The organism is Mesorhizobium sp. 01N446, assembly GCF_056399285.1.
In genome coordinates, this window is sequence record NZ_JBFTRA010000002.1 from 1043094 (window position 1) to 1068456 (window position 25363).

Consider the following 25363-nt stretch of genomic DNA (forward strand, 5'->3'; position numbering starts at 1 on the left):
TCTTGGGCAGATCGCGATCGGTCATGGCGCCCACCTCAACATTTACAGGTCACCGCCTGGAGGATCGGCTGGCAAAGCTCCGGCGCGCCATTGCAGCAATCCTCCATCAGATAGGCCAGCAGATCGCGGAACCCGGTCATGTCGGCCGTATAGCGCACGCTGCGCCCTTCGCGCTCGGCATGCACCAGGCCCGCCTGACCGAGGATCTTCAGATGCGCCGACATGGTGTTCTGCACGGTGCCGAGCCTTGTCGCGATCTCGCCCGCCGGCACACCTTCGGCCCCGGCCCGCACCAGCAGCCGGAACACCTCCAGCCTGGTTTCCTGGCCGAGTGCGGCGAGCGCCAGCAATGCTGTTGTCTTGTCCATCAATCCATCTATCCAGATTTATGGATTAATGCCAGCCGATCATGACAAGGCTGTGACAGCCAGGGCTTACGCTTTGCGCCAAGAACCCGTCGGGCGTGGTTCGCTCAGATGCGGGCGCCAGCCATGCACACGGTCCCGCCCGGCGGCCTTGGCGCCATAGAGGGCCTCGTCGGCGCGCCGTAAGAGATCGGCGATCTCGATGTCGGCACTCCCGTCGAAAGTGCCGACCCCGATGCTGACAGTGACGATGCCCTTTTCGCTGCCGGCATGCGCAAGCCGGAGGTCGCGCACCTTGCTCCTGAGCGTTTCGGCGATGACGAAGGCGCCCCGCGCCTCGGTCTCGGGCAGCACGAGCGCGAACTCCTCGCCGCCATAGCGCGCCGCCGCGTCGGCCGGCCGCCGCGCCGTAGCCTCGATGCAGCCGCTGACGGCGCGCAGGCATTCGTCGCCCGCCGGATGGCCGTAATGATCGTTGAAGCGCTTGAACCAGTCGACATCGATGATGAGCAGGCTGAGCGGCGTCATGTTGCGCCGGCCACGGGCGAATTCGCGCGCCAGCGCGTCGTCGAAGGCGCGCCGCGTCAACAGTTCGGTCAGCCCGTCGCGATGCGCCAGAAGGTTCAGCTTTTCGTTGGCGGCCAGCAGCTCGGCTTCGACGTGCTTGGCCTCGGTGATGTCGGAAAACACGCTCAGGCTGCCGCCATCGCCGGTCGGCCGGGTCCGCACGTCGAGCCAGCGCCCGTCGGCGAGCCGGACCTGGCGGTGGCTGGACAATGTCTGCATGGCCATGATCTCGGCGATCCACCCCTCGACCGCGTCGGGCGGCGTGACGCTTTCACCGCGCGCCACCGACGCACGCAGAATGTCGCGATAATCGGCACCCGGCACCCTCAAATCGGCCGTCTTCGGAAACATGGTGCGGTACTGGGCGTTGCACAGCATCAGCCTGCCGTCAGCGTCGAACATCACCAGGCCGTCGGCCATATGCGTCAGCGCGTCTCCGAGCCTGGCCTGGCTTTCCGCCAGCTCGGTTTCCAGCTGCTTGCGTTGGGTGATGTCGCGATTGTGCGTGATCAGGCCGATGACGGCACCGGCCTTATCGCGAAACGGCGCCTTCAGCGTCGCCAGCCAGGCGTCGGTGCCGTCTTCGTGATGAAGATGCTGCTCGATGGTGGAGGCGACGCCCGATGCCAGCACGGCCAGCTCGTCCTCGCGGAATTCCTTAGCCGTTTTGCTGGGGTAGAAATCGAAATCCGTCTTGCCGATCAGCGCCTTCGCGTTGGCCGCTTGCATCAATTCGGCGGTCGCCGGATTGGCGGCGATGAACCGTCCGTCGCGATCCTTGACGTTCAGGCAGTCGGGCAAGGTTTCGACCACGGCCTTGAAGATGCGCCTCGACTGCAGCGCCTCCAGCCGCCGCCGCTCCTGGTAGAGCGCCAGCCCCGACATCGCCACGGAGACGAAGATGAGGAGGGTGGAGGGGAACACCACCTGCGGCAGGACCGTCTGTACGACCGAGCGCGGCAGGACGCTGAGGCCAAGCAGCGATCCGCACGCGGTCGCGGCACCCAGGATCATGATGTCGGCCATGGTGGGCCGCCGGCCCCTGAGCGCAAGATTGCCGGCGATGCCGACCAGCATGGTGGCCGCGATCCCGACCGCTCCGGCGAAGGCGCCGATGCCGCCCTCGAAAGTCCGGAAAGCACCGGCCATGACGCCTGCGACGATACCGGCGACCGGGCCGCCGAAGAAGCCGGCAATGGCAATCATCGTCGCTCTGAGATCGACCAGCACGCCCGGCTGCAGCTGCATGGGAGTCAGCATCAGGATGATGGCGCCAGCGCCCATCAGCAGGCCGAAGGCCACGGCCTTTACCGCCGCCGGCCAGCGATCCAGCCACACATGCGTGTGGATCCAGGCCGAAACGAACATCGCAACGACCGCGAGATTGGCCAGCAATTCGGACCAGGGCGAACCCATGCTTCATGCGTCCATTGTGCGTCGGCCATGCGCGACGCGGCCTCCCGTGGATACGCCGAGCGAGGAAACAAACCGTTACGGACCGGGTTTGGATTGTTCGGACATGGTTTCCCTGCCGGATCGGCATCAACGGGCTGCAGCTTTGCGCGACGACATAACTTCCAGCATAAGAACAGACACTTAAGCGCGCCCGTTGAATCAGTTTCGACCCGGCATTTGGGCGCTCGCGTCAGGGATTACCCGTGCCGTTCACACCGGTCCAGAAGGCTTCCTGCGCGTATGAAGCATTTCTCGGGCCCAGGGAACGTCGCGGCCGGACGCGAGTTGTACCAGCGCAATCCAATCCCGGGAGGACAGTTTATGGCCAAGCGTCAAGAGCAACAGACGGATCTAACTCCAGCCGAGGCGACCGATCGCATCTGGGAGTTCGCCAAGGAAATCGACATCTGCATGTTTGTGACGTGGGACGGCGAATACAATCGAGCCCGGCCGCTCTCTGCTCGTGTGTTCCGTGGAGAAAACGCGATCTACTTTCTCGTGAACGACGACAGCGCCAAGAACAAGCAACTGTCGACCTATCCGAAGGTGACCTTGGCTTGGAGTGACAGCAGCCATTACAAATACGTCACCATCTCTGGCACTGCGGCGGTGACAAACGACAGAGCAAAGATCACCGAGTTGTGGGAGAAGACGGACGCGGCATGGTGGGACAACGCCGAGGATCCCGAAATTCGTCTGATAACGGTCACGCCGGACGAAGGCGAACTGTGGGACAGCCCAGGACTGATCGTGGCAACTGCAAAGATGGTGTTTGCGGCTGTCACCGGCTCCAAACCGCATGTGGGCGACAATGCAAAGGTCGATCTCTGAAATATCCCAGCCGCCGCCAGCCCTCCCCTGCCTTCGCTCCGTGCTTGAGGCCGTTCGCTGCAATTCGTCCAGTTCTCAGCCCCAGCGCATCCCAGCGACAAAATCGATGAACGCCCTGAGCGGCGCTGGTGTGAGCCGCCGGCCGGGATAGTAGAGGAACGGGCCGGAAAACTCCTGCCACCAGGGTTCGAGCACCGGCTCCAGCCGGCCATCGTCGAAATAGGGGCGCAGCCAGTCCTCGAACAGCGAGACGATGCCGCCGCCGGCGACCGCCACTTCGAGCGCCAGCGCCATGGCCGTGCCGGTACTGACCAGAAGCGGGCCGGTCGGTTCGACGCTCACCACCTCGCCGTCGCGTTCGAATTCCCAAGGTGGCGTCAGGCCGCTGGCGAAGCGGCCGCGCAGGCAGGCGTGATGCAGCAGGTCGCGCGGATGCTCGGGCCGGCCGCGCCGATCGAGATAGGCCGGCGCGGCGGCAGTGGCGTAATGCTGGCGGCGCGGGCCGATCGGCACGGCGATCATGTCCTGCTCCAGCCGCTCTTCATAGCGAATGCCGGCATCGCAGCCGCTTGCCAATATGTCGACGAAACTGTCCTCGGCGGTCACTTCCACACGAATGTCGGGATAGGCGGCGAGAAAGGGCGGCAACAGGCGCGGCAGCACCAGTTTCGCCGCGACGACCGGCACGTTGAGCCGCAGCGTGCCGGCAGGCTGGCCGCGAAAGCCGTTGACCACGTCGAGCGCCGCTTCGACCTCGCCGAGCGCCGGGCCGAGCCGCTCGAGCAGGCGCGCGCCGGCCTCGGTGGGGGCGACGCTGCGCGTCGTGCGGTTGAGCAGCCGCACGCCGAGCCCGGTTTCCAGCCGCCGCACCGTCTCGGAGAGGCTGGAGGCGCTGACGCTGCCCACCCGGGCCGCCTCGCGAAAGCCGCCGGCGCGCACCACCGCCATGAACGCCTGGAGGTCGCCTAGATCCGTAGCCATTGTTCGCCTTTCCGCACAGCCTGTGCCGATTGCACCATATTATCGCGCAGGCACGCTTTGTCTATCTTGGGCTGATCCAAAGGAGATGAGACCATGACCGACATCAGCAAGGCCGGAACCTTCAAACTCGGCGACCGCATCGTGAAGCGCCTCGGCTACGGCGCCATGCAACTGGCAGGACCCGGCGTCTTCGGCCCGCCGAAGGATCGCGACGCCGCACTCGCCGTGCTGCGCGAGGCGATCGCCAGCGGTGTCGACCACATCGACACATCGGATTTCTATGGACCGCACGTCACCAACCAGATCATCCGCGAGGCGTTGCACCCCTACCCCGCCAACCTCACCATCGTCACCAAGGTCAGCGCCCGGCGCGGCGCCGATGCATCCTGGCTTCCCGCCATGTCACCGCAGGAGTTGACGCAGGCCGTGCACGACAATCTGCGCAATCTTGGGCTTGATGTGATCGAGGTGGTGAACCTGCGCTCCATGCACGGCATCCACGGCCCCGCCGAAGGATCGCTCGAGCCGCAGTTGAACACGCTTGCCGAATTGCAGCGCCAGGGCCTCATCCGCCATATCGGCATGAGCAACGTCACATCGACCCAGGTCGCCCAGGGACGCGGCATCGCCGATATCGTCTGCGTGCAGAACCAGTACAACATCGCGCATCGCCACGACGACGCGCTGATCGATGCTCTTGCCGCCGACGGCATCGCCTATGTGCCGTTCTTCCCACTCGGCGGCTTCACGCCGTTGCAGTCGGACACGCTGGCCAATGTCGCCAGGAAACTTGGCGCGACCCCGATGCAGGTGGCGCTCGCCTGGCTGCTGCGCCGCGCGCCCAACATCCTGCTGATCCCCGGCACCTCCTCGGTCGGTCATCTCCGCGAAAACCTGGCGGCGGCGGACCTCGACCTGCCGGCCGACGCGCTCGCCGTGCTGAACGGCATCGGCAGTGAAGCCGAGCAAGCGGCATAAGGCATTCCTGCCGTCGGTCGACAGACTACCGGCTGCCGCCCCTGGCGATCCGCGTCTGCGGATCGCAATAGATGCCGTAAAGCGTGTGCAGGATTCGCTCTACCTCCACCGATGCCAACCGGTAGTAGACCTGCTGGGCGTCGCGCCTCGTGTCTACGAGCTTGAGCGCGCGCAACTTTGAAAGCTGCTGCGACAGCGCCGACTGGTTCATCGCAACCAGTTCGGCCAGTTCGTTCACGCTCGTCTCGCCGTCCAGCAGATGGCACAGGATCATCAGCCGTTTTTCATTCGCCATCGCGGCGAGCAGTTCGGACGCTTCGCGCGCCTGCTTGTCCAGTTCGGCTATCTTTATATTACGCATATGAACACATTATCATATTAAGAGTTACAAATAAATACTATTCTGGCACGACTGCTTGTCAAGTCGATGGATCGAAACCGGTGCTTCGCTCCGTCAACGTCGTTTGATCAGCATCAAGTCGCAGCCCGCCACAATGGCGCAAAATCAGCCAATCCCGCATGGGATCAGCAGTGTCGGCGTTGCGCCAAAGCGACGCCGCAATGGAGGGACAGCATGGCGCATATAGTCGTCCTGGGTGCCGGGCTGGGAGGCACCATCATAGCCTACGAGCTTCGCGACGGACTGGCCGGGGAACACCAGGTTTCCGTCGTCAACAATGGCAGCCACTATTCATTCGTGCCGTCCAATCCCTGGGTCGCCGTTGGCTGGCGCGACAGGCAAGCCGTCGAAATCGACCTTGCTCCGGTGCTGGCACGGCGCAAGATCGGTTTTCATCCGCAGGGAGCCAGGCGCGTCCACCCGGTCGAGCGCACGGTGGAACTCAACGACGGCTCATCTGTTTCCTACGACTATCTGGTCATCGCCACCGGTCCCGAACTCGCCTTCGACGAGATCGAGGGCCTCGGACCGGAGCACAACACTCAGTCCGTCTGCCACATCGATCATGCGCTCAAGGCTAGGACCGCCTTCGACGCGCTCGTCGCCAAGCCAGGCCCGGTCGTCATCGGCGCGGTCCAGGGCGCGTCCTGCTTCGGGCCGGCTTACGAATTCACCTTCATCCTCGACAAGGCGTTGCGCGACGCCAGGGTGCGCGACCGCGTGCCCATGACCTTCGTCACCTCCGAACCCTATATCGGCCATCTCGGCCTCGACGGCGTCGGAGACACCAAGGGTCTGCTCGAGAGCGAGATGCGCCAGCATCACATCAAGTGGATCTGCAACGCCAAGGTCGACAAGGTCGAGCCCGGCAAGATGTTCGTCCAGGAAATCGCCGACGACGGGTCGGTCAGGCAGGCGCATGAATTGCCGCATGCCTACGCCATGATGCTGCCGGCCTTCCGTGGCGTGGCGGCGGTGCGCGGCATCGAGGGGCTCACCAATCCGCGCGGCTTCATCCTTGTCGACAAGCACCAGCGCAACCCGGCGTTCCCCGAAATATTCGCGGTCGGCGTCTGCGTGGCCATCCCGCCGATCGGCAAGACACCGGTCCCCGTTGGCGTGCCCAAGACCGGCTTCATGATCGAATCCATGGTGACGGCGACGGCGCGTAACATCGGCCGGCTGGTGGAGGGCAAGCAGCCTGACGCCCAGGGCACGTGGAATGCGGTCTGCCTCGCCGATTTCGGCGATTCCGGCGTCGCCTTCGTGGCGCAACCGCAGATCCCGCCGCGCAACGTCAACTGGTCGTCCTCCGGCAAATGGGTACACACCGCCAAGGTCGGCTTCGAGAAGTATTTCCTGCACAAGATAAGGGCCGGCAAGTCGGAGCCCTTCTACGAGCGCCTCGCGCTGCAAGCTCTGGGCATCGATAAGCTCAAGCAGATCAAGGTCGAGGCGCCAGCGGATGTCCCGGGAGCCTGACCGGAGCAAGCCGCCGTGGCTGGGCTTTTTGCGGTCGGCGGTTGGCGGGAACGAAGATCCCGCAATCGCCGGCGGCAAATCTGACACCGCCTCTTGCGGCCAACGATAATGTACATATATTTAGATATGATCATATACAAATGGAGATGACGATGTCCCTCGACCGTTCCGTTCTCGCTTTCGCCGGTATCATGGTGCTGCTGTCCGTCGTACTCACCGCCCTTGTCTCGCCGCTGTTTGTCTGGCTGACGGTCTTCGTCGGGCTCAACATGCTGCAGTCGGCGTTCACCGGCTTTTGCCCGGCGGCGATGGTCTTCCGCAAGCTCGGCGTCAAACCGGGATGCGCGTTCTAAGGAAGACCCGCATGCGCATGCCTCTCTTGTTCGCCGCGTTGCTCGCGGCCTCTCCGGCGCTTGCCGGCACGCTGACACTGGCGCCGACGACGGTGACCGAGTGGAAAGCGGTCTATGGCCGTGTCGAGGCGCGCGACACCGTTCCGGCGCGCGCCCGCATCGGCGGCCTGATCGTCGACCTGGCCGTCACCGAGGGCGAACTGGTCAAGGCGGGGCAAAAGATCGCCACCGTCCAGGACGACAAGATCGCCTTTCAGGTCGCCGCGCTGGACGCCCAGTTGCACGCGCTGCAGGCACAGCTGGACACCGCGCAATCCGAACTCGCGCGCGGCCAGACGCTGGTCGACAAGGGTGTCATGACCGCGCAGCGTCTTGACCAGCTGCGTACCGAGGTCGACGTCGCGCGCAGCCAGCTTGCCGCGACGGAGGCGCAGCGTTCGGTGATCGTGCAGCAGGGCGCCGAGGGCGATGTCTTTGCTCCCGGCGACGGCCGCGTGCTGACCGTGCCGGTGACGCGGGGCGCGGTCATCATGGCCGGTGAGGTTGTGGCCACCATTGGCGGCGGCGGGGTGTTCCTGCGGCTGGCCGTTCCGGAACGGTACGCGGCCTCCCTGAGAGAGGGAGCCGCCATCCGCATCAATGCCGGCGGCAAGGAGGCCCCCGGCCGCCTCGCCAAGATCTATCCGCAGATCGACAATGGCCGCGTCATCGCCGACGTCGAGGTCGGCAATCTCGATACCAATTTCATCGATGCCCGTGTCCTGGTCGAACTGCCGGTCGCCGAGCGCTCCGCGCTGCTGGTGCCGGCGTCGGCGATCGCGACCCGTTCAGGGATCGATTTCGTGCGCGTCGCCGCCGGCGGCGCACAGGCCGATCGCGCGGTGGTCACCGGCGAGCGCACCAAGCGCGCCGACGGTGACTATGTCGAGATCCTGACAGGCCTCGCGGCCGGCGATGTCGTGGTCACGCCATGAAAGGTCCCGCCTCGTTCGGTATTGCCGGCGAACTGACGCGGGCCTTCATCGCCTCGCCGCTGACGCCGTTGTTCCTGGTCGCCGCCTTCGCCTTCGGGCTGGTGGCGCTGCTCACGCTGCCGCGCGAGGAAGAGCCGCAGATCTCGGTGCCGATGGTCGACATCTTCGTGCGCGCCGACGGACTGAAGGCCGACGACGCCGTCAAGCTGATCACCGAACCGCTGGAGACGATCGTCAAGGGCATCGACGGCGTCGAGCATGTCTATTCGCAGACGCGCGACGACCAGGTGATGGTCACCGCCCGCTTCGTCGTCGGCACCTCGTCGGACGCTGCCGTGCTGCGCGTCCACGACAAGGTGCGCGCCAACATGGACCGCATCCCCGTCGGCGTGCCCGAGCCGCTGATAGTCGGCCGCGGCATCGACGACGTCGCCATCGTCACGCTGACGCTGTCGCCGAAGCCGGAGACAGCCGCGCGCATGACGGCCAACGACCTCACCCGCATCGCGCGCGAACTGCGCACCGAGATCGCCAAGATCGACAATGTCGGCCTGACCTATCTGGTCGGCGACACCGGAGAGATCATCCGCGTCAACCCGAACCCGGAAAAGCTCGCCCTTTACGGCGTCACGCTGCAGCAACTCGCCGCCAAGGTGTCGGGCGCCAACAAGGCCTTTCCCGCCGGACGCGTGCGCGACAAGGGCGAGCAGATCGACATCGTCGCCGGCGAAACGCTGGCCTCGCCCGACCAGATCGGCAACCTGCTCCTGACCTCGCGCGACAACCGCCCCGTCTATGTCCGCGACGTCGCCGACGTCGCCTTCGCCACCGACACCGGTGATGCGCTGGTGTCCACGGTCACCAGAGCCGGCGTTGGCGTCGAGCGCGTGCCATCGGTCACGCTGGCCATTGCCAAGCGCGCCGGATCGAACGCGGTCGCCGTCGCCGACGACATCCTGCACCGGGTCGCCCTGCTGCAGGGCGGATTGATCCCCAACGATATCGCCACCGACGTGACGCGCAATTACGGCGAGACCGCCAACGACAAGGCCAATGAGCTCCTCTACCATCTCGGCCTGGCGACGATCTCGATCATCGTGCTGGTCTGGGTCGCCATCGGCCGCCGCGAAGCGATGGTCGTGGCCGTCGTCATCCCGGTGACCATCCTGCTCACGCTGTTTGCCTCGCGCGTCATGGGCTACACGCTGAACCGCGTCTCGCTGTTCGCGCTGATCTTTTCCATAGGCATTCTCGTCGACGATGCCATCGTGGTGATCGAGAACATCTCGCGACACTGGGCCATGGGCGGCGGCCGCGATCGCCGGCAGGCGGCAATCGAGGCGGTGGCAGAGGTCGGCAACCCGACCATCGTCGCCACCTTGACCGTGGTCGCCGCACTGCTGCCGATGCTGTTCGTGTCGGGAATGATGGGCCCCTATATGAGCCCGATTCCGGCCAATGCCTCGGCGGCGATGATCTTCTCCTTCTTCGTCGCGGTGATGGTGACGCCGTGGCTGATGCTTGGACTTGCCGGACGGACGCCGGTGCATGCCCATCAGGATCATGGCAATGGCGGCCCGCTCGGTCGCGCCTACACCGCCGTCGCCCGGCCGATCCTGGCCTCGAAGAAGGCGAGCTGGGCCTTCCTGCTCATCGTCGGCGTGCTGACCCTGGGCTCGCTTGCGCTGTTCTACACCGAGCATGTCACGGTCAAGCTCCTGCCCTTCGACAACAAGTCCGAATTGTCGGTGACCATCGACCTGCCGGAAGGGTCTTCCGTCGAGGCGACCGATGCGGTGGCGCAGGCCGTCGCCGCCAAAGTTCTCGAGCTGAAGGAGGTTCGATCGGTCCAGACACACGCCGCAACGGCGGCGCCCTTCAATTTCAACGGCCTCGTCCGCCATGCCGTCCTGCGCACCGAGCCGCAGCAGGGAGACGTGGCGCTCAACCTGCTGCCGAAGGCGGACCGTGCCCGCTCCAGCCACGAGATCGCGCTCGACATCCGCCAGCGCATCGCCACGATCCCGGTACCGCAAGGCACCAGCCTGAAGGTGGTCGAGCCGCCGCCCGGCCCGCCGGTGATGTCAACGCTGCTGGCCGAAATCTACGGACCCGACGGCGAGACCCGCCGCAAGGTCGCCGCCAGGATCGAGGCGGCGTTCCGCTCCGTGCCCTTCATCGTCGATGTCGACAATTCCTGGGGACAGCCGGCACGCCGGTTGCGCGCCACCATTTCCACCGACGATGTGGAGTTCTTCCATGTCGAGGAGAGCGACGTCTTCGACACGCTCGCCATCCTCAATGGCGGGAAGACCGTCGGCTATTCGCATCGCGGCGGCGGCCGCCAGCCTATCCCGATCCGAATCGAGCGGCGGAAGGGCGAAAGGACGCTCGACGAGCGCTTCCTGACCACGCCGATTCCGGCCAATGTCCTGCCCGGCGACCGCGGCGTCGTCGAACTCGGCGATGTCGTGCGGGTGACGCCGGAGCGCGCTTCGTTCCCGGTGTTCAGGCACAATGGCCGCGCAGCCGAAATGGTGACGGCCGAGCTTGCCGGCAGCTTCGAGGCGCCGCTCTACGGCATGCTCGCCGTCAGCAAGGCCATCGACGCGCAGGACTGGACCGGCCTGCAGAAGCCCGCGATCTCGCTGCATGGCCAGCCGGAGGATGAAAGCCGGCCGACGCTTTTGTGGGACGGCGAATGGGAAGTTACCTGGGTGACCTTCCGCGACATGGGGGCGGCCTTCGGCGTCGCGCTGCTCGGCATCTACATCCTGGTGGTCGCCCAGTTCGGCTCGTTCAAGGTGCCGCTGGTGATCCTGACGCCGATCCCGCTGACTTTCATCGGCATCCTCGGCGGGCACTGGCTGTTCGGCGCGCCGTTCACCGCCACCTCGATGATCGGCTTCATCGCGCTGGCCGGCATCATCGTGCGCAATTCGATCCTGCTGGTCGATTTCATCCGCCACGCGGCGTCGCCCGACAGGCAATTGCCCGAGGTCCTGATCGAGGCCGGCGCGATCCGATTCAAGCCGATCCTGCTGACCGCACTTGCCGCCATGATCGGCGCGGCGGTGATCCTGACCGATCCGATCTTCCAGGGGCTGGCGATCTCGCTGCTGTTCGGCCTGGCCTCCTCGACGCTGCTGACGGTGCTGGTCATCCCCGCGATCTACCGGGTGCTGCGCACGTGAACGGAGCCAGCACGACCGGATTCTGACCTGGATCAAACCGCGTTGCTGAAAAGAGGCTAGAAACGCCTGAACGGCACCCGCAGCGCGGGCGGCAAGGCAGGCGGCACCATGTTCGAATACAGCGTTGAAGCAAGGCGCACCGATGCGCGAGGCAGCATGGCCACGGCCAAGAACGCCGCACTCGTTCTCGACACCAGCCTCGAGGGCCGGACCGATGCCTTCAATCCAGCCGAACTGCTTCTGGCGGCGATCGCCGCCTGCATGATCAAGGGCATCGAGCGCGTCACCCCGATGCTCGGTTTCAAACTGCGCGGCGTCAGGGTCGCATTGCATGCCGTTCGGCGCGACAGCCCGCCGGGGATTGCCTCCATCGACTACGAGCTTGTCGTCGACACCGATGAAACCGACCAGCGGCTGGACCTGCTGCACAAGAACGTCCGCAAGTACGGCACGATTTCCAATACAGTCGCCGCCGCCACGAAACTCGAAGGCAAGATCAGGAGAAAAGCATGAGCCGCCTGCATGTCGAAAACCACCAGGTGTCGCGCATCGGCTGGTTGCGCGCCGCCGTCCTGGGGGCCAATGACGGCATCGTCTCGACCGCGAGCCTGATCGTCGGCGTGGCGTCGGCCGCCGCGCCGGCTTCTCAGGTTCTGGTCGCCGGAATAGCCGGCCTGGTGGCAGGCGCCATGTCGATGGCGGCCGGCGAATACGTCTCGGTCAGTTCGCAGTCGGACACCGAGAATGCCGACCTTGCCCGCGAACGCCAGGAACTGAAGACCCAGCCCGAATTCGAGCGCGAAGAGTTGGCGCAGATCTACGTCAAGCGCGGGCTGGAGACGGAGCTGGCCCGCCAGGTCGCCGACCAGCTCATGGCCAAGGATGCGCTGGCCGCGCATGCCCATGACGAACTCGGCATTTCGGAAATGACCACGGCGCGGCCGATCCAGGCGGCGCTGACCTCGGCGGCGACCTTCAGCGTGGGCGCGGCAATGCCGTTGCTCATGGTGCTGGTGTCGCCGGCCTCCATGCTGGTGCTGGCGGTCTCGCTCGCGTCCCTGCTTTTCCTTGCCCTGCTGGGCGCCATCGGCGCCAGGGCGGGCGGCGCCAACATCCCTCGCGCAACGTTGCGGGTGACCTTCTGGGGCGCCTTCGCCATGGCGCTCACCGCAGGCATCGGCGCGCTGGTCGGGACCGCGGTGTAGGCGGCCGGCCAACTGCTCGACCGCCTATGCCATCACCCGCCGACCGCGACCTTGGCGACATTGACACCGAGATCGTACACCAGGATGCCACCATAGTAGGCGGTGATCGTGACCAGCACGGAACCGGCGATTTCGATCGCCGGGATGGCGACGGCCATCGAGCCGATGCCGCGATTGCGCAGCCAGAGGCCCAGCCTTACGGCACCCCAGATGAGGAACGCCAGCGCGGTGGCGCCGCCCAGCCCCTCATGCGTTTCCGCCACCGGGCTGCTGAAGCCGCCCGATTCGGCAAAATCGAGCGCCAGCCCGCCAAGATACCAGGTTGCCACGGCAAACAGCCCGGCGGCCACGGCCAGGCCGGTCGAGATTGTGCCCGCGCCGCTGCGCACGGTCATGTCATGACGCCGCCAGAATCCGACGATGTCGACCAGCGTCACGGTCAAGATGATCACGATTGGAAAATGCACGAAGATCGGGTGGATATGCTGAATGGGAACCATGCTGCTTCAAACCTTCTCTTGAAACGGATCGAAAATGCCCCTTGTCGACGGGCACCGCACGCAACATAGCCCGGCGACGCAATCGCTCTCTTGATCCAGGACAAGGCCACCGCGACCGCCGGTCGCTTGCGATTCCCGCGTCTCCCATGCCATCTGTCCGATACAACGCAGCGACCCAGACAGAATGGCAGCACGACCGACATCGCTCACAGCCAGGCCGCCAGGCGTCAGCCTCAACCGCGCGCTTTCAAAACTCGGTCTGTGCTCGCGCACGCAGGCCGAGGTGCTGATCGCCGAGGGGCGCGTGCGCGTCGGCGGCAAGGTGGTGCGCGATCCAGCACTTCGCGTCGACCCGAACCGCGACCGCATCGTCGTCGATGGCGAGCAAGTCGTTGCCGAGCGCAAGGTCTATGTCATGCTCAACAAGCCGCGCGGGCTGGTCACCACCCGCGACGACCCGCAGCAGCGCGACACCGTCTATGCCTGCCTGGAAGGGCTCGACCTGCCCTTCGTCTCGCCGGTCGGCCGCCTCGACAAGGCGAGCGAAGGCTTGCTGCTGATGACCAACGACACGCATTTCGCCAACCGGCTGATGGACCCGGCCTCGCATCTGCCCAAAACCTATCATGTCCAGGTCGGCACGGTGCCTGACGAAGCGATGCTCAAGACATTGCGCGCGGGCGTCAGCGTCGACGGCGAGACCCTGACGGCCAATTCGATCGCGCTTTTGCGCAGCGGCGGCCGCACCGCCTGGCTGGAGATCGTGCTCGACGAGGGGCGCAACCGCCACATCCGCCGCCTGCTCGCCGCGCACGGCATCGAGGTCAAGCGCCTCATCCGCATCGCCATCGGCCGGCTGCCCCTGGGCGACCTCGCCAAGGGCACGGCGCGGCATTTGACGCCGGAGGAGCTGGCGCTGCTGGCGGAGTGAGCAGTGAGGCTTCGCCCGCGCTATTCGACGTCGATGCTCACGACCGTCTTATGGGCATTTCCCGTATAGGTATGGGTCGAGAACGTCACCTCGTCGTGTCCCTTGAACCCGGGATTCGACCGGTAAAGCCCTTTGATGCCGTTGACCTTGTGCGTGTTGCATTTCCAGCGCTCATTCGATTTTGGGAAACCGGAATAGAGCTTTGCGTGCACCAGCCTGACCTTGCCGTGGCTTGGGCCGGCGATGACCCTGACATCGTTGGCGCCGGCGCTCGAGCAGTCCACATTCAGGCTAACATCCCTCAGGATATAGATTTCCTGTCCGGACAGCGCCGTCTTTCGATAGCTCTCCGTCCCCGCGGCCGCGGGCCAGGCCGCCAGTCCCAGAGCCGTCAACGCCGCTACGAAACCTGCGGTTTTATGCACCATCTTTCAGCGATCCCCTGGCTGCATGAAATTTCGTCCTTTCGGCCGACATGCGGAGCGTGCGCCTGCGGCGCCGCTCACCGTTTTCGGCTGAGATCCGCTACTCGACCTTGATGTTGGTGACATATTTGAAGGCGCTGCCCTCATAGGTGTGAACCGAGAATGTCACCTGGTCCCAGCCCTTGAATCCGGATTTCGACCGGTAAAGCGCCTTGATGCCGTTCACCATGCGGGCATTGCATTTCGAACGCTCGTTCGACTTGGCATAGACCGCATGCACCTTACCATGGACGAGTTTTACATTTCCGTGGCTCGGGCCCGAGACCACCCGCACGTCATCCCTGCCCACGTTGGAACAGTCCACGTTCAGGCTCGCCCCGCCGAAAACATAGATCTCCTGGCCGGAAAGCGCCGTCTTCTGCTGGGTGTACGTCTGGGTGTAAGCAGAAGCCGGACAGACCGTAAGTCCCAGAAGCGCAAGCCCCGATATGACACTCGTCACGCCGCAGTTCATGTCAGTCCCCCCGACCAGCGAATTCTCCATCGACGGTTTTATGGCAGCCGCAAACAAGCCGCCAATCACGGAAGCAGCCAGATCGATCAATTCATGGTTATCAGAATAGAATCGAAACAATATCCAACGGTGTTGGCTTTCAATGTTTAAACCGCACGGAGCAGGAATATACTGTCTTCATGCCTACAAAAAAGAACCGTAAAAAGCGATCCGAGCCAAGAACAAGCGCCATGACGGATAGCCGATCTGGCGCGAATGTCAGGGATAGTGACCCGATTTCCGCAAACAACACAGGGCTATGGGAACGGCTCGCCCCCGAAAGAGCCGGCGTTGCTGGCCGGCTGTGCGGCGGACCGTATTACCCGGCCTGCCGCTGACCCTCGAGAAACTGGCCGAGGCCTCCCGGCCGCAGACAGGCGTCCCAGAAAAAATTCTCGGTCGACCGATGATTTCCACCCGCCCGCGCTGTCCTAATCATTAGGCGCCGGAATTGTCCGGGCCGGAAAAGCGAGGTGATCCATGGGATCGTTGAAGGGGCAAAATGTCGTCGTGGTCGGAGGCAGCCGGGGTGTCGGCCGCTCGATCGTGGAAGCTGCACGCGCCGAGGGCGCAACCGTGCTTGCCGTCGCCCGCGGCGCGGAAGCTTTGAAGGAACTCGCCTGGGAAGTCTCCGAAGTCAGGACGCTGGCCGCCGACGCCACGCAGGACACCGCGCCCGACGCCGTGTTCGCCGCGCTGGAGCCGGATGTGCTGGTCCTCTGCGCCGGCGCCTTCGCGCCGTCGGCCTGCATCCCGGACCAGAGCTGGGACGATTTCTCGGCGAACTGGGAGACCGACGTCAAGGCGTCGTTCCTGTTCTGCAAGGCGGCGCTACAGGGGCAACTGAAGCCGGGCAGCCGCGTGGTGCTGATCTCCAGCGGCGCGGCATTCAGCGGCGGACCGCCGAATTCCGGCGGCTATTCCGGCGCCAAGCAGATGCAGATGTTCCTTGCCGCCCACAGCCAGAAGGAGGCCGACCGGCTTGGCCTCGGCCTGCGCTTCATGGCGCTGGCGCCGATGCGCATCATGGCCGGCACCGGCGTCGGCCAGCGCGGCATTCTAGGCATTTCCGCCTATCTCGGCATCAGCCCGGCGGATTTCCTGGCCAGCATGAGCGATGTGCAGACGCCCGCCGATGTCGGACGCGCCGTGGTCGCGCTCGCCGGCGGCAAGGTGCCAGGCGTCGCCTTCACGGTGAGCGGCAGCGGCCTTGCGGCGGCGGCATGAGGCGCGCAGGATGGGAGGCGAACTCCGGCAAATTGCGCGCTTGGCAGGCACGACATGACAGACGCTCCCGGCCCGTTTGAGCCGCTGGGCCCTGCAGGCGGGCCGATCCTCGATCGGCCTGCCTTCGAGCGCCTGACGATGGCGCACCGCCGCGCGCTGAAGCTGCACTGCTACCGGATGATGGGCTCGCTGCACGAGGCCGACGATCTCGTCCAGGAGACGTTCCTCAAAGCCTGGCGCGGCCGCGCGCAGTTCGACGGGCGCGGCTTGCCGCGCGGCTGGCTCTACACGATCGCCACCAATGCCTGCCTCAACGCCATCAAGGCGCGGTCGTCGGCGCATCGCATTCTCGAAGAGCCCGCACGGCCGCCGAGCGAAGGGCGCGCCGCCGCCGGGCCGGCCGCCGAGCTCTCCTGGCTGGAGCCTTACCCCGACGCCGAACTGCCGGACCTCGTCGATGGTGAACCCGGCCCGGACGCGCGCTACGAGACAAGCGAGGCTGTGCGGCTGGCCTTCGTCGCCGCCATCCAGCTGCTGCCGCCCCGGCAACGCGCGTCCCTCCTGCTATGCGACGTGCTGGGGTGGTCGGCGCTGGAAACCGCGCAACTGCTGGGCGGCTCGACCGCCTCGGTCAACAGCGCCCTGCAGCGGGCGCGCGCGACACTTGGCGAGCACTATCCCGGGGGACGCCCCTTGCAGCGATCGCAACCCAACCCGGAGGAAGGCGAGCTGCTCGAACGCTATATCAGCGCCTGGCAGGCCGCCAATCTCGACGGCTTCGTCGCGCTGCTGCGCGAGGACGCCACTTACCACATGCCGCCATGGCGCGACTGGTACCAGGGACGCCAAGCGATCCATGGTTTCTTCAAAACCGTGTGGAGCAATTACGCCGGCTATCGCGCCGTCGCGACGCGGGCCAACGGCCAGCCCGCCGTCGCCCTCTATGCACGGCGCCATCAGGAACAAGAATGGCGCGCGCAATCGCTGCACGTCGTCGAGCCGGCCGATGGCGCCATCGCCGCGCTGACGATCTATGTTGCCCCGCTCGGCCCAGACCTGTTCGCCGCCTTCGGCCTGCCGCCTGTCTTGTCCGGACCGGAAGCGTAGCCATCCTCTCCTGACGGAAAGCTGGCAGGAGGCCTGGCCTATAGAACGGCCGGGAAGCCCGGCCGTGGCTTCAGCGATCATCAAGGAGCCAATCGATGAATTTCGTCTCTGTCCGCATCATCACGTCGGATGTTCAGCGCCTCGTGCGCTTCTACGGTGAGATCACCGGCATGCCGGTGACGGTCTACACCGAGGACTTCGCGGAACTCTCGACACCTTCCTGCACGCTGGCGATCGGCAGCACGCGCACCCTGATGCTGTTCGGCGGCGACATCGCCCGGCCCGCCGACAACCACACGGCCATCCTCGAATTCCGCGTCGGCGACGTCGATGCCGAATTCGCCCGGCTCTCGGATTTCATCAGGGACACGACCGTGCAGAAACCGACCACCATGCCCTGGGGCAACCGCTCGCTGCTGTTTCGCGACCCCGACGGCAATCTGGTGAATTTCTTCACGCCGGTGACGGCGGAAGCGATCCGCAAGTTCGAGAAGTAGGAGGCGAGGCGCAAATCCGTGCAGCGCCAGACGTCTGAAATTGGCTGGAGCCTACTTCAGGTTCCACTTGCGCACGACCGGCTCGCTGAGATCATGCTCGTAGCCGAGCACGCTGATGCTGGCCGTGTCGAGCACGAACAGCGCGCCGCCTTCCGGCGGCAGGCCGAGCCAGCGGGCGGCGAGCACGCGCAGGAAATGCGCGCTGGAAAAGATCAGGATCGAGCCGCCAGCTTCGCGAACCTGCCCGATGATCCTGTCGGCGCGGGCGCCGACATCGGCCGCCATCTCGCCTTGCGGGCAGCCGTCGCGAAACACGTTCCAGCCTGGCCGCTCGGCCAGGATCTCCTTGGTGGTGCGCCCCTCATAGGCGCCGTAGTCCCACTCCTGCAGATCGTCGTTTCTGATGCTTGAAGCGCCAAAACCGGCAAGCACGCTGGTGTTGTAGGCGCGCTGCGAGGGGCTCGACCAAACCGCCGAGAACGACAGGCCCTTGAGCCGCTCCGCCACGCCCCGCGCGGCCGCCTCGCCTGCCGGCGTCAGCGGCATGTCGGTGCGGCCCGTATGCTGCCCCGAAAGGCTCCACGCCGTCTCGCCATGCCGGACCAGGTGGATCTGCGGATACGCGCTGCTCATACGCTCGGCCTTTCGTTGGTGTCAGGCCAAGCTGTAGCGGTCGGCGCAAGGGAGCGAAAGACCCGGTGACCATCGCGGCACACCACCCGGCATGGTGATCGGCGGGAAGCACAGGAAGCAGGCCCGGCAAGGCGTTCAGCTCCGCAGCAACTGCCTGACGGATTCGTTGACATAGTCCGCGATTTCGACCTCGCGGCGCTGACGCCTGCGTATTTGCGCCCGTTTGTTCGGCTTGTAGTCGGCTGGATCCCGCTGAGCCTTCACCAGGGGCAAGGCATACATTGTGCGACGTATGAGCCTCCCCCCGGACTCCGCCCAGAAGCCGTCATAGTCCGCGGTGATGCGGCGGCGCAGGGCATAGTCCCTCGAAAAGACGTGGCCTGCGTTTGATGCCGCGACAAGGCCACGGAGTTTGAGTGAGGATGCCAGCGTCTGGGCCACCAGGAGCAGCAGCGTTTTCGGTCGCAAGCCTTCCATGGCTTTGGTCAGTATCCGGGAATCCTCGAGACCTTGCACACCGGTCGACATCGACTTCAGAGCGCCAATATAGAGAACCTTGCCGGCGCCACCGAGTTGCAGAAGCGACCGATCCACGATCGCGAGCGCCATTTCGATGACGGGACGTCCTTCCAGGCGCAGGAGAAGGCGCCATTCCCCCTCCCGGTACAAACCTGCCTGGCCCGTCAGCTCCACCGTGACTTCACCAGCAACGGTCGACATTGCCAGGAGACGACGACCGCGCGTGTGACTTTCAACCAGGGCGGCATCGGTCAAAAGACGCGCCGCCGCGGTGTAGTGACCAACGACGGCGGCGGAACGATGGATACGCATCAGATTGGCCGCGAGATACGGCCGAACCGGCTTCAGCGCAATGTCAGGATATTGAGCAAGGATTGCCGTGAACGGCTCAACACCGAGGGTCGACCGGATGGCAGCAATATCGCGCCGGAACATCCACCGAAGCGCCGCCCATTTGCTTTCATGCACCCATTTGTTCAGCTTGCGCCGAAACTCGGAGGGCGACCGGTTTATTGGGCCTCTTGGCCGGGATGGCCGCGGCGCGCCCATGGCAATCGTCATTTGCTGCATTCTTCTTCGGACGTGTCAGTCAAGGCGACTGATGATCTCAATGTTGGATGTCGGAACTTACCGCCACCTCGCCGCGGATATACGAATCCGTAAGGGAGCCACCAAGATCGACCTTCCCGCGCGTGGTCTTCGGCGTCCGCCCTTCGTCGCAATCACCTCGGTTGCGGCGCAACCCAGCCAAGGCCGAGAGGGATACCGGCAGATCGCCGCGGCGTGCCCCTCGCCTGGCCCTGATCCACATGACGCTGGCCCTGTGAGCAGGCCGGCGGCGCAACTATATGAAATTAAGCTTCCAACGCTCCCGCCACTCCAAGGGCGCCAGCCCTTGCACAACAGGTCAGATCATCATGTACAAACATCTGCTCATCGCCACCGACGGATCGGAACTGGCCGACAAGGGCGTTGCCCATGGCCTCGCATTGGCAAAGGGCATCGGCGCCGCCGTCACCTTCGTAACCGTCTCGGAACCGTACCCGATCTTCGCCTGGGGCGGCGCCATGGCCGGCTATGCGGCGGGCGACGAACTGGCCGTCTACCAGGAGGAGTCGCGCAAATACGGCAAGGAGGTACTGGCCAAGTGCAAGGCCTCGGCCGACGCGGCCGGCGTCTCCGCCAAGCTTGTCCATGTCGAGGACAAACGGCCCGCCGAAGCGATCCTGGAACTGTCGCAGGCGCAAGGCTGCGACCTGATCGTGATGGCCTCGCATGGCCGCCGCGGACTGGGCAAGCTGCTTCTGGGCAGCCAGACGGCGGAAGTGCTGTCCTACACCGCGATCCCGGTGCTGGTGGTCCGGTAATAGATTGACCCGGAGCGCTCGTCATATGTCCATAAGGTCAATACGACGGGATTCATGTTGTACGGATTCAATCCGTACTGAATAATTGGGGGCAAAGGAGATACCTATGCCCCGCAACGCCAGCGACAACGGTCGAATCGATCTCCGGATTCCGCCCGAAGCGAAAGCCGTAATCGCACGTGCGGCGTCTTTGTCGAATGTCGGCCTGACCGAGTTCATTGCGCGCTCCGCATTGCGTGACGCCCAGGCCACGATCGAGCGCGCCGAGCATCTTGCGCTGTCGGAACGGGACAGCCTGCGCATCCTCGACCTGCTTGAAAACCCGCCCTCCCCGACCAGCCGTCTTATCCGCGCCGCCAGCGCCGGCCAGACCCACTTGTGAGCTCCATCACGTGGCAAGAAGTGCCGATCGGTAAACAGCATAACCGTATCGCCCTCGCCATTCGTTCGACCGTGCCCTGGAGAAAGCAACGAATGGCGCATGAGGATCGCACCCGCACAATCCCCGGGAGAACGCCGCAATCGGCAGCGATGCTGGCGGACGTCAAACGGGCGATGGCGATCACCGCCCGTCTCAACCGTCTGACGTTCGACGACGCGGAAGAAGTCCGCGCCCTGTTCAGCGAACTCATCGGCAAAAAGGTCGATGACGGTTTCCTGCTGATCCCGCCCTTCTACGCAACCGGTGGGGCCGACACCCGCGTCGGCCGCAATGTCTTCATCAATCAGAACTGCACGTTTTATGATCTTGGCGGGCTCGACATCGCCGACGATGTGCTGATCGGGCCGAATGTCAGCCTCGTCACATCGGGCCATCCGCTCGAACCATCGCGGCGGCGCGCCTTCACCACCGCGAAGCCGATCGTCATCGAACGCAACGTCTGGATCGCCGCCGGCGCGACGGTCATCGGCGGCGTCACCGTCGGCGAAAACGCCATCGTCGCGGCGGGCTCGGTGGTCACGAAGGATGTTCCTGCGAACACGCTTGTCGGCGGCAACCCGGCGCGGGTTATCAGGTCGATTGCCGAGTGAGGGCAACCTACCACAGCCCCTCCAGCGCCAGATACGCCCCCAGCGCCAGCAACCCCACGAAGAACACTCTGCGAAACGTCTCGACGCTCATCGTCTGGCGCAGCGCCTGGCCGATGAACATGCCGGCCAGCGCCGGCAGCAGCGCCAGGATCGAGCCTGTCAGTTGCGCCGTCGGCGATGCCAGCGCGCCTGTCCTGAACAGGCCGATGGCAAGCGCCGCCGTCGAGACGGTGAAGGACAGGCCGAGCGCCTGGATGAGGTCTTCCCTCTCCAGCCGCAGCGATTGCAGATAGGGCACAGCCGGGATGACGAAGACGCCGGTGGCGCCGGTGACCAGCCCGGTCGCCACGCCGACCAGCGGTGACACCATGGCCTCGTGGCGCGCCGGCGTGGTGAAGCCAAGCTTGAACAGACCGAGAATGGCGTAAAGCACCAGCGCCGCGCCGAGCCCCGCCGAGGCCGCGCCCGCATGCGCGCCGGTGAGCATCCCTGCCCCGGCGACGGTGCCCAGCATGATGCCGGCCATCATCGCCCACAGCCGCCTGCACAGGCCGCTGAAGGCGGGGCCGTTGAACAACTGCCAGAGATTGGTGACCAGCGACGGGATCAGCAGCAAGGCGGCGGCCTCGGCCGGCGGCATCGTCACCGCTAGCAATCCCATCGCCACGGTCGGCAGCCCCATGCCGACGACGCCCTTGACGAAGCCGGCGGCGAGGAAGACGGCGCCGATCCAGGCGATGACGCCGACGCCCAGCAGCGCCACGGGATCAATCATGCAGCAGCATGTCGGTCGCGTCGGCGTCCGGGCTAGGTTTCGCCGGCGCGGCATCGGAACTGATTGAAGGCGCCCTTGTCGTACATCCCCGCAACCCGGGCTGCGCCTGCGCCATGGCAAGCGTGGCCACGGCGACGGCCAGCACGATCGCCGCGCTTTCAAGGATGCCGAGCCGGCCTGGTGCTTTTTCGCTCATCGCAAATCTCCATCGCAAAAGATTTGACGGAGATGCGGCCCGCGCACAATGTGGAAATTGCGCTGCCAGCCTTCGGCCAAGACGAAGGCTGATCGCAGAAGTCAGCTTGGCTTTCCGAACTGCCGGACTGTTTTGCAGGGAACAAAAAATGCGCTTCGATCTCACCGATCTCCGGCTGTTCCTGCTGGTCGCCGAGCGCGGCAGCATCACCCATGGCGCCGAGCTTGCCGGGCTGGCGCTGGCCTCGGCGAGCGCCCGCATCAAGGGCATGGAGGAGCGGCTCGGGGCGCCGCTTCTGGAACGCGGCCGGCGCGGCGTGGTGCCGACGGCCGCCGGCCAGGCGCTGCTGCACCATGCGCGCGCCGTGCAGAACCAGATCGAGGCGATGGCCGGCGACCTCGGCGCCTATGCCGGCGGCCTGCGCGCCCGCGTGCGGCTGATGGCCAACACCGCCGCCACGGCCGAGCTTTTGCGCGACACCCTGCCGCCCTTCCTGGTGGCGCATCCCGGCATCGACATCGATCTGGACGAGCGCCCCAGCCACGAGATCGCCGAGGCGGTGGCCAGCGGTGCCGCCGATCTCGGCATCGCCGCGACCTGGGCCGGCCTGTCGCATCTCGAACAGAAGCCGTTCTTCATCGACCGGCTGGTGGTGATCGCAGCCCGCGACTGGCCCGGCCTCGCCGACCTGCATGCCGTCAACCTCGCCGACATCTTGAGCGAGTCCTTTGTTGGGCTGAGCCTCGGTCATCCCCTGCAGGAGCACATCACCCGCCAGGCCGCCCGCCTCGGCGGCCATCTGCACATCCGCATCCGCGTGCCCGGCCTCGACAATGTCTGCCGGCTGGTCGCGCAGGGCGCCGGCATCGCCATCGTGCCGGAAAGTGCGGCGCGCCGCTCCGCCCGCACGCTACGCAGCCTGCGGCTCCGCGACGACTGGGCGACCCGCCAGCTCAACCTCTGCGCCCGCAGCTTCGAAGAACTGACGCCGCAGGCGAAATTGCTGGCCGCGTCGCTAGGTTGAACCGAAACGGGTCGCTTGCCGGGTCCTCACCAGGGCAACGGACCCTCATCTTAGAAATAGCCGCCGGTCGGACCGTTCTCGTCCAGGGTCGCCAGGCGAACAATGATCTCGGCCGCCTGCCCCACCGTGCGGTAGCCACTGTGTCCGTTGAAGTCCGTCGCGGTATAGCCGGGATCGGCCGAATTGACCTTGATGCCCACCGCGGCAAGCTCCTTCGAGAAGGCAACGGTGGCGGCGTTGAGCGCCGTCTTGGAGCTGTTGTAGCCGAGGATATTGATCGCATAAAATTCATTGGCCGGATCGGTCAATCCCCCGAGTGACCCCAGCCCGCTGGAAACCATCACCACATTGGCACGCGGAGCTGCCTTGAGCAGCGGCAGGAAGGCCTGAGTGGTGCGGATCGGGCCAAACACGTTGACCTCGTAGACATCCTTGATGATGGCTATCGGCTCTTCGCTGGGAGCGAGCATGGAGCCGAGGACGCCGGCATTGTTGACCAGCGCATCGAGACGTCCGTCCTCCTGCAAAACGCGCGTGGCGGCCGCCTCGACGCTGGCGTCGCTGGCGACGTCGATCTCCAGCACGCGCACGTCATGGCCCTTCTGCCTGAGCTCGGCTGCCGCCGCTTCGCCGCGCTCCCTGTCGCGGCTGCCCAGCCAAACCCTGTAGCCGGCTTCGCCCAGCCGGCGCGCGGTTTCGTAGCCGATGCTCTTGTTGGCGCCGGTCACCAATGCGGTCTTGTCGGTCATTTCCATCTCCAGTTTGATCCGTGGTTGGTCTGCGGCAGAGATGGGGCGGACCGCTGGACGCCGCGTGCCGAAAACTGGTGAGTTCTTGCCTATTCCTGCCGGGAGCTTGATTGCCGGCCGCGCCGATGCGATCTACAGGCTGTGATGAAATCGCTCGACGACCTCAAAGCGCTGGTGATGCGCCATGCGCGCGGCAAGCTGACCGAAACCGGCATTCCCCGCGTCGCCATCATGAAGGGCGAGGCGACGACCGGGCCGTTGCTGGGGCTCTACGACCCAAGGCTTTGCCTGGTCCTGCAGGGCGCCAAATCCGTCATGATCGGCGATCAGCTGCTGCACTACGATGCCGGCCGCTACTTTATCGCCGCCGTCGAGGTGCCGGCCGTCGGCAAGGTTTTGCAGGCCAGCCCGCAGCGTCCCTACCTCTCGGTCAGCCTGGCCCTTGACACCACGCTCATCGCCTCGCTGCTGCTCGACATGCCGCCCGTTGCCGAAGCGCCAATCGGTCATGGCTTTGCCGTCAGCCAGGCCGACGAGGCGCTGGTCGATGCGTGGCTGCGCATGATCGAGCTCATCGATCATCCGGCCGAAATCCCTGTGCTGGCGCCGTTGCTCGAACGCGAGATCCTGTTTCGGCTGCTGCAGGGACCGCAAGGCGCCATGCTGCGCCAGATTGCCGGCGCCGACAGCCGCCTGTCGCAGATCCGCCGCGCACTGGGCTGGATCCGCGACCACTATGCCGAGCCGTTCCGCGTCGAGGATCTTGCCCGGACAGCCGGCATGAGCGCCTCGGTGTTCCACCGCCACTTCAAGGCGGTCACGGCGATGACGCCGATCCAGTACCAGAAGCGCATCCGCCTCAATGAAGCGCGCCGGCGCCTGCTGGCCACGTCAGGCGATGCGGCCGGCACCGCGTTCTCCGTCGGCTACGAAAGCGCATCCCAGTTCAGCCGCGAATATGCCCGCCTGTTCGGTGCGCCGCCCCTGCGCGATATCGGCCGCCTGCGCGCCGCGCCAGAGCCCACAGAACTCGCCTGACCCCT

The 25363-nt window shown here is 65.3% G+C and carries 29 protein-coding genes; 17 read left to right on the top strand and 12 right to left on the bottom strand.

The window, feature by feature from the left end; all coding sequences use genetic code 11:
• Positions 1–35: 35 nt before the first annotated feature.
• Together AC1DPX_RS13405 and AC1DPX_RS13410 are read right to left on the bottom strand one after the other, a co-directional pair.
• Positions 36–368, bottom strand: a complete 333-nt coding sequence (locus AC1DPX_RS13405) for an ArsR/SmtB family transcription factor (protein WP_202358600.1) — start codon at positions 366–368, stop codon at positions 36–38.
• A 66-nt stretch (positions 369–434) separates the two neighbouring features.
• The gene (locus AC1DPX_RS13410; RefSeq protein WP_477237217.1) at positions 435–2348 is read right to left on the bottom strand and encodes a diguanylate cyclase; all 1914 of its coding nucleotides are present in this window, start codon (positions 2346–2348) and stop codon (positions 435–437) included.
• Between the two features lie 360 nt (positions 2349–2708).
• On the opposite strand from AC1DPX_RS13410, the gene AC1DPX_RS13415 reads away from it, so the two are divergent.
• Positions 2709–3218, top strand: a complete 510-nt coding sequence (locus AC1DPX_RS13415; RefSeq protein WP_477237219.1) for a pyridoxamine 5'-phosphate oxidase family protein — start codon at positions 2709–2711, stop codon at positions 3216–3218.
• Between the two features lie 75 nt (positions 3219–3293).
• Here AC1DPX_RS13415 and AC1DPX_RS13420 read toward each other — a convergent pair whose 3' ends face one another.
• Positions 3294–4199, bottom strand: a complete 906-nt coding sequence (locus tag AC1DPX_RS13420) for a LysR family transcriptional regulator (RefSeq protein WP_477237221.1) — start codon at positions 4197–4199, stop codon at positions 3294–3296.
• Positions 4200–4292: 93 nt separating this feature from the next.
• Here AC1DPX_RS13420 and AC1DPX_RS13425 point away from each other — a divergent pair, with 93 nt between their 5' ends.
• The gene (locus AC1DPX_RS13425; RefSeq protein WP_477237223.1) at positions 4293–5177 is read left to right on the top strand and encodes an aldo/keto reductase family oxidoreductase; all 885 of its coding nucleotides are present in this window, start codon (positions 4293–4295) and stop codon (positions 5175–5177) included.
• 25 nt (positions 5178–5202) lie between these two features.
• Here the strand turns inward: AC1DPX_RS13425 and AC1DPX_RS13430 are convergent, their stop codons facing one another.
• On the bottom strand, positions 5203–5538 hold the full coding sequence (locus AC1DPX_RS13430) for an ArsR/SmtB family transcription factor (RefSeq protein WP_202358596.1): 336 nt from the start codon (positions 5536–5538) through the stop codon (positions 5203–5205).
• A gap of 213 nt (positions 5539–5751) precedes the next feature.
• Between AC1DPX_RS13430 and AC1DPX_RS13435 the strand changes: the two genes are divergently transcribed.
• The 6 genes from AC1DPX_RS13435 (at position 5752) to AC1DPX_RS13460 (ending at position 12785) form a co-directional block, all read left to right on the top strand.
• Complete coding sequence (locus tag AC1DPX_RS13435) at positions 5752–7059, top strand: NAD(P)/FAD-dependent oxidoreductase (RefSeq protein WP_477237225.1); 1308 nt, start codon at positions 5752–5754, stop codon at positions 7057–7059.
• A 152-nt stretch (positions 7060–7211) separates the two neighbouring features.
• Positions 7212–7412 (top strand): YgaP family membrane protein, encoded by a 201-nt coding sequence (locus AC1DPX_RS13440; RefSeq protein ID WP_202358595.1) that lies wholly within the window; start codon positions 7212–7214, stop codon positions 7410–7412.
• An 11-nt stretch (positions 7413–7423) separates the two neighbouring features.
• Positions 7424–8386 carry an efflux RND transporter periplasmic adaptor subunit gene (locus AC1DPX_RS13445; protein WP_477237227.1) on the top strand — a complete coding sequence of 321 codons (963 nt, stop codon included), beginning with the start codon at positions 7424–7426 and terminating at the stop codon, positions 8384–8386.
• Entirely contained in the window at positions 8383–11580 is a 3198-nt protein-coding gene (locus AC1DPX_RS13450) for an efflux RND transporter permease subunit (RefSeq protein ID WP_477237229.1), read from the top strand. Before AC1DPX_RS13445 ends, AC1DPX_RS13450 begins: the two co-directional genes overlap by 4 nt.
• 108 nt (positions 11581–11688) lie before the next feature.
• Entirely contained in the window at positions 11689–12093 is a 405-nt protein-coding gene (locus AC1DPX_RS13455; protein WP_477237231.1) for an OsmC family protein, read from the top strand.
• Positions 12090–12785, top strand: a complete 696-nt coding sequence (locus AC1DPX_RS13460; RefSeq protein ID WP_202358591.1) for a VIT1/CCC1 transporter family protein — start codon at positions 12090–12092, stop codon at positions 12783–12785. Before AC1DPX_RS13455 ends, AC1DPX_RS13460 begins: the two co-directional genes overlap by 4 nt.
• Before the next feature lie 32 nt (positions 12786–12817).
• Here AC1DPX_RS13460 and AC1DPX_RS13465 read toward each other — a convergent pair whose 3' ends face one another.
• Positions 12818–13285, bottom strand: a complete 468-nt coding sequence (locus AC1DPX_RS13465) for a DUF2231 domain-containing protein (RefSeq protein WP_202358590.1) — start codon at positions 13283–13285, stop codon at positions 12818–12820.
• A gap of 184 nt (positions 13286–13469) precedes the next feature.
• Here AC1DPX_RS13465 and AC1DPX_RS13470 point away from each other — a divergent pair, with 184 nt between their 5' ends.
• Positions 13470–14216: a pseudouridine synthase gene (locus tag AC1DPX_RS13470; RefSeq protein WP_477237233.1), complete on the top strand. Its 747-nt coding sequence runs from the start codon at positions 13470–13472 to the stop codon at positions 14214–14216.
• A 20-nt stretch (positions 14217–14236) separates the two neighbouring features.
• On the opposite strand, the gene AC1DPX_RS13475 is transcribed toward AC1DPX_RS13470, so the two are convergent.
• Together AC1DPX_RS13475 and AC1DPX_RS13480 are read right to left on the bottom strand one after the other, a co-directional pair.
• On the bottom strand, positions 14237–14644 hold the full coding sequence (locus tag AC1DPX_RS13475; RefSeq protein ID WP_477237235.1) for a hypothetical protein: 408 nt from the start codon (positions 14642–14644) through the stop codon (positions 14237–14239).
• 97 nt (positions 14645–14741) lie between these two features.
• Positions 14742–15245, bottom strand: coding sequence for a hypothetical protein (locus AC1DPX_RS13480; protein ID WP_477237237.1), 504 nt, complete (start codon positions 15243–15245; stop codon positions 14742–14744).
• A 429-nt stretch (positions 15246–15674) separates the two neighbouring features.
• Between AC1DPX_RS13480 and AC1DPX_RS13485 the strand changes: the two genes are divergently transcribed.
• The 3 genes from AC1DPX_RS13485 (at position 15675) to AC1DPX_RS13495 (ending at position 18025) form a co-directional block, all read left to right on the top strand.
• Positions 15675–16421, top strand: a complete 747-nt coding sequence (locus AC1DPX_RS13485; RefSeq protein ID WP_477237239.1) for an SDR family NAD(P)-dependent oxidoreductase — start codon at positions 15675–15677, stop codon at positions 16419–16421.
• Positions 16422–16475: 54 nt separating this feature from the next.
• Positions 16476–17528, top strand: coding sequence for a sigma-70 family RNA polymerase sigma factor (locus AC1DPX_RS13490; protein ID WP_477237241.1), 1053 nt, complete (start codon positions 16476–16478; stop codon positions 17526–17528).
• Between the two features lie 95 nt (positions 17529–17623).
• A complete protein-coding gene (locus tag AC1DPX_RS13495; RefSeq protein WP_202358585.1) occupies positions 17624–18025 on the top strand; it encodes a VOC family protein in 402 nt (133 codons plus the stop codon).
• A 51-nt stretch (positions 18026–18076) separates the two neighbouring features.
• Here AC1DPX_RS13495 and AC1DPX_RS13500 read toward each other — a convergent pair whose 3' ends face one another.
• Entirely contained in the window at positions 18077–18658 is a 582-nt protein-coding gene (locus AC1DPX_RS13500) for a histidine phosphatase family protein (protein WP_477237243.1), read from the bottom strand.
• A 135-nt stretch (positions 18659–18793) separates the two neighbouring features.
• Positions 18794–19738: a VirK/YbjX family protein gene (locus AC1DPX_RS13505; protein ID WP_477237245.1), complete on the bottom strand. Its 945-nt coding sequence runs from the start codon at positions 19736–19738 to the stop codon at positions 18794–18796.
• A 356-nt stretch (positions 19739–20094) separates the two neighbouring features.
• On the opposite strand from AC1DPX_RS13505, the gene AC1DPX_RS13510 reads away from it, so the two are divergent.
• The 3 genes from AC1DPX_RS13510 to AC1DPX_RS13520 all read left to right on the top strand — a co-directional run bounded on the left by AC1DPX_RS13510 (position 20095) and on the right by AC1DPX_RS13520 (position 21576).
• Positions 20095–20544, top strand: coding sequence for a universal stress protein (locus AC1DPX_RS13510; protein WP_477237247.1), 450 nt, complete (start codon positions 20095–20097; stop codon positions 20542–20544).
• Positions 20545–20650: 106 nt separating this feature from the next.
• Complete coding sequence (locus AC1DPX_RS13515; RefSeq protein ID WP_477237249.1) at positions 20651–20926, top strand: type II toxin-antitoxin system TacA family antitoxin; 276 nt, start codon at positions 20651–20653, stop codon at positions 20924–20926.
• A gap of 92 nt (positions 20927–21018) precedes the next feature.
• Positions 21019–21576, top strand: a complete 558-nt coding sequence (locus AC1DPX_RS13520) for a sugar O-acetyltransferase (RefSeq protein WP_477237251.1) — start codon at positions 21019–21021, stop codon at positions 21574–21576.
• A 7-nt stretch (positions 21577–21583) separates the two neighbouring features.
• On the opposite strand, the gene AC1DPX_RS13525 is transcribed toward AC1DPX_RS13520, so the two are convergent.
• Positions 21584–22351 carry a sulfite exporter TauE/SafE family protein gene (locus AC1DPX_RS13525; RefSeq protein WP_477237253.1) on the bottom strand — a complete coding sequence of 256 codons (768 nt, stop codon included), beginning with the start codon at positions 22349–22351 and terminating at the stop codon, positions 21584–21586.
• Positions 22344–22547 carry a hypothetical protein gene (locus tag AC1DPX_RS13530; RefSeq protein ID WP_477237255.1) on the bottom strand — a complete coding sequence of 68 codons (204 nt, stop codon included), beginning with the start codon at positions 22545–22547 and terminating at the stop codon, positions 22344–22346. Before AC1DPX_RS13530 ends, AC1DPX_RS13525 begins: the two co-directional genes overlap by 8 nt.
• Positions 22548–22695: 148 nt before the next feature.
• Here AC1DPX_RS13530 and AC1DPX_RS13535 point away from each other — a divergent pair, with 148 nt between their 5' ends.
• Positions 22696–23571 carry a LysR substrate-binding domain-containing protein gene (locus AC1DPX_RS13535; RefSeq protein ID WP_477237257.1) on the top strand — a complete coding sequence of 292 codons (876 nt, stop codon included), beginning with the start codon at positions 22696–22698 and terminating at the stop codon, positions 23569–23571.
• Positions 23572–23621: 50 nt separating this feature from the next.
• On the opposite strand, the gene AC1DPX_RS13540 is transcribed toward AC1DPX_RS13535, so the two are convergent.
• On the bottom strand, positions 23622–24326 hold the full coding sequence (locus AC1DPX_RS13540; protein ID WP_477237259.1) for an SDR family oxidoreductase: 705 nt from the start codon (positions 24324–24326) through the stop codon (positions 23622–23624).
• A 135-nt stretch (positions 24327–24461) separates the two neighbouring features.
• Between AC1DPX_RS13540 and AC1DPX_RS13545 the strand changes: the two genes are divergently transcribed.
• On the top strand, positions 24462–25358 hold the full coding sequence (locus AC1DPX_RS13545; protein WP_477237261.1) for an AraC family transcriptional regulator: 897 nt from the start codon (positions 24462–24464) through the stop codon (positions 25356–25358).
• The last annotated feature ends 5 nt before the right edge of the window (positions 25359–25363 follow it).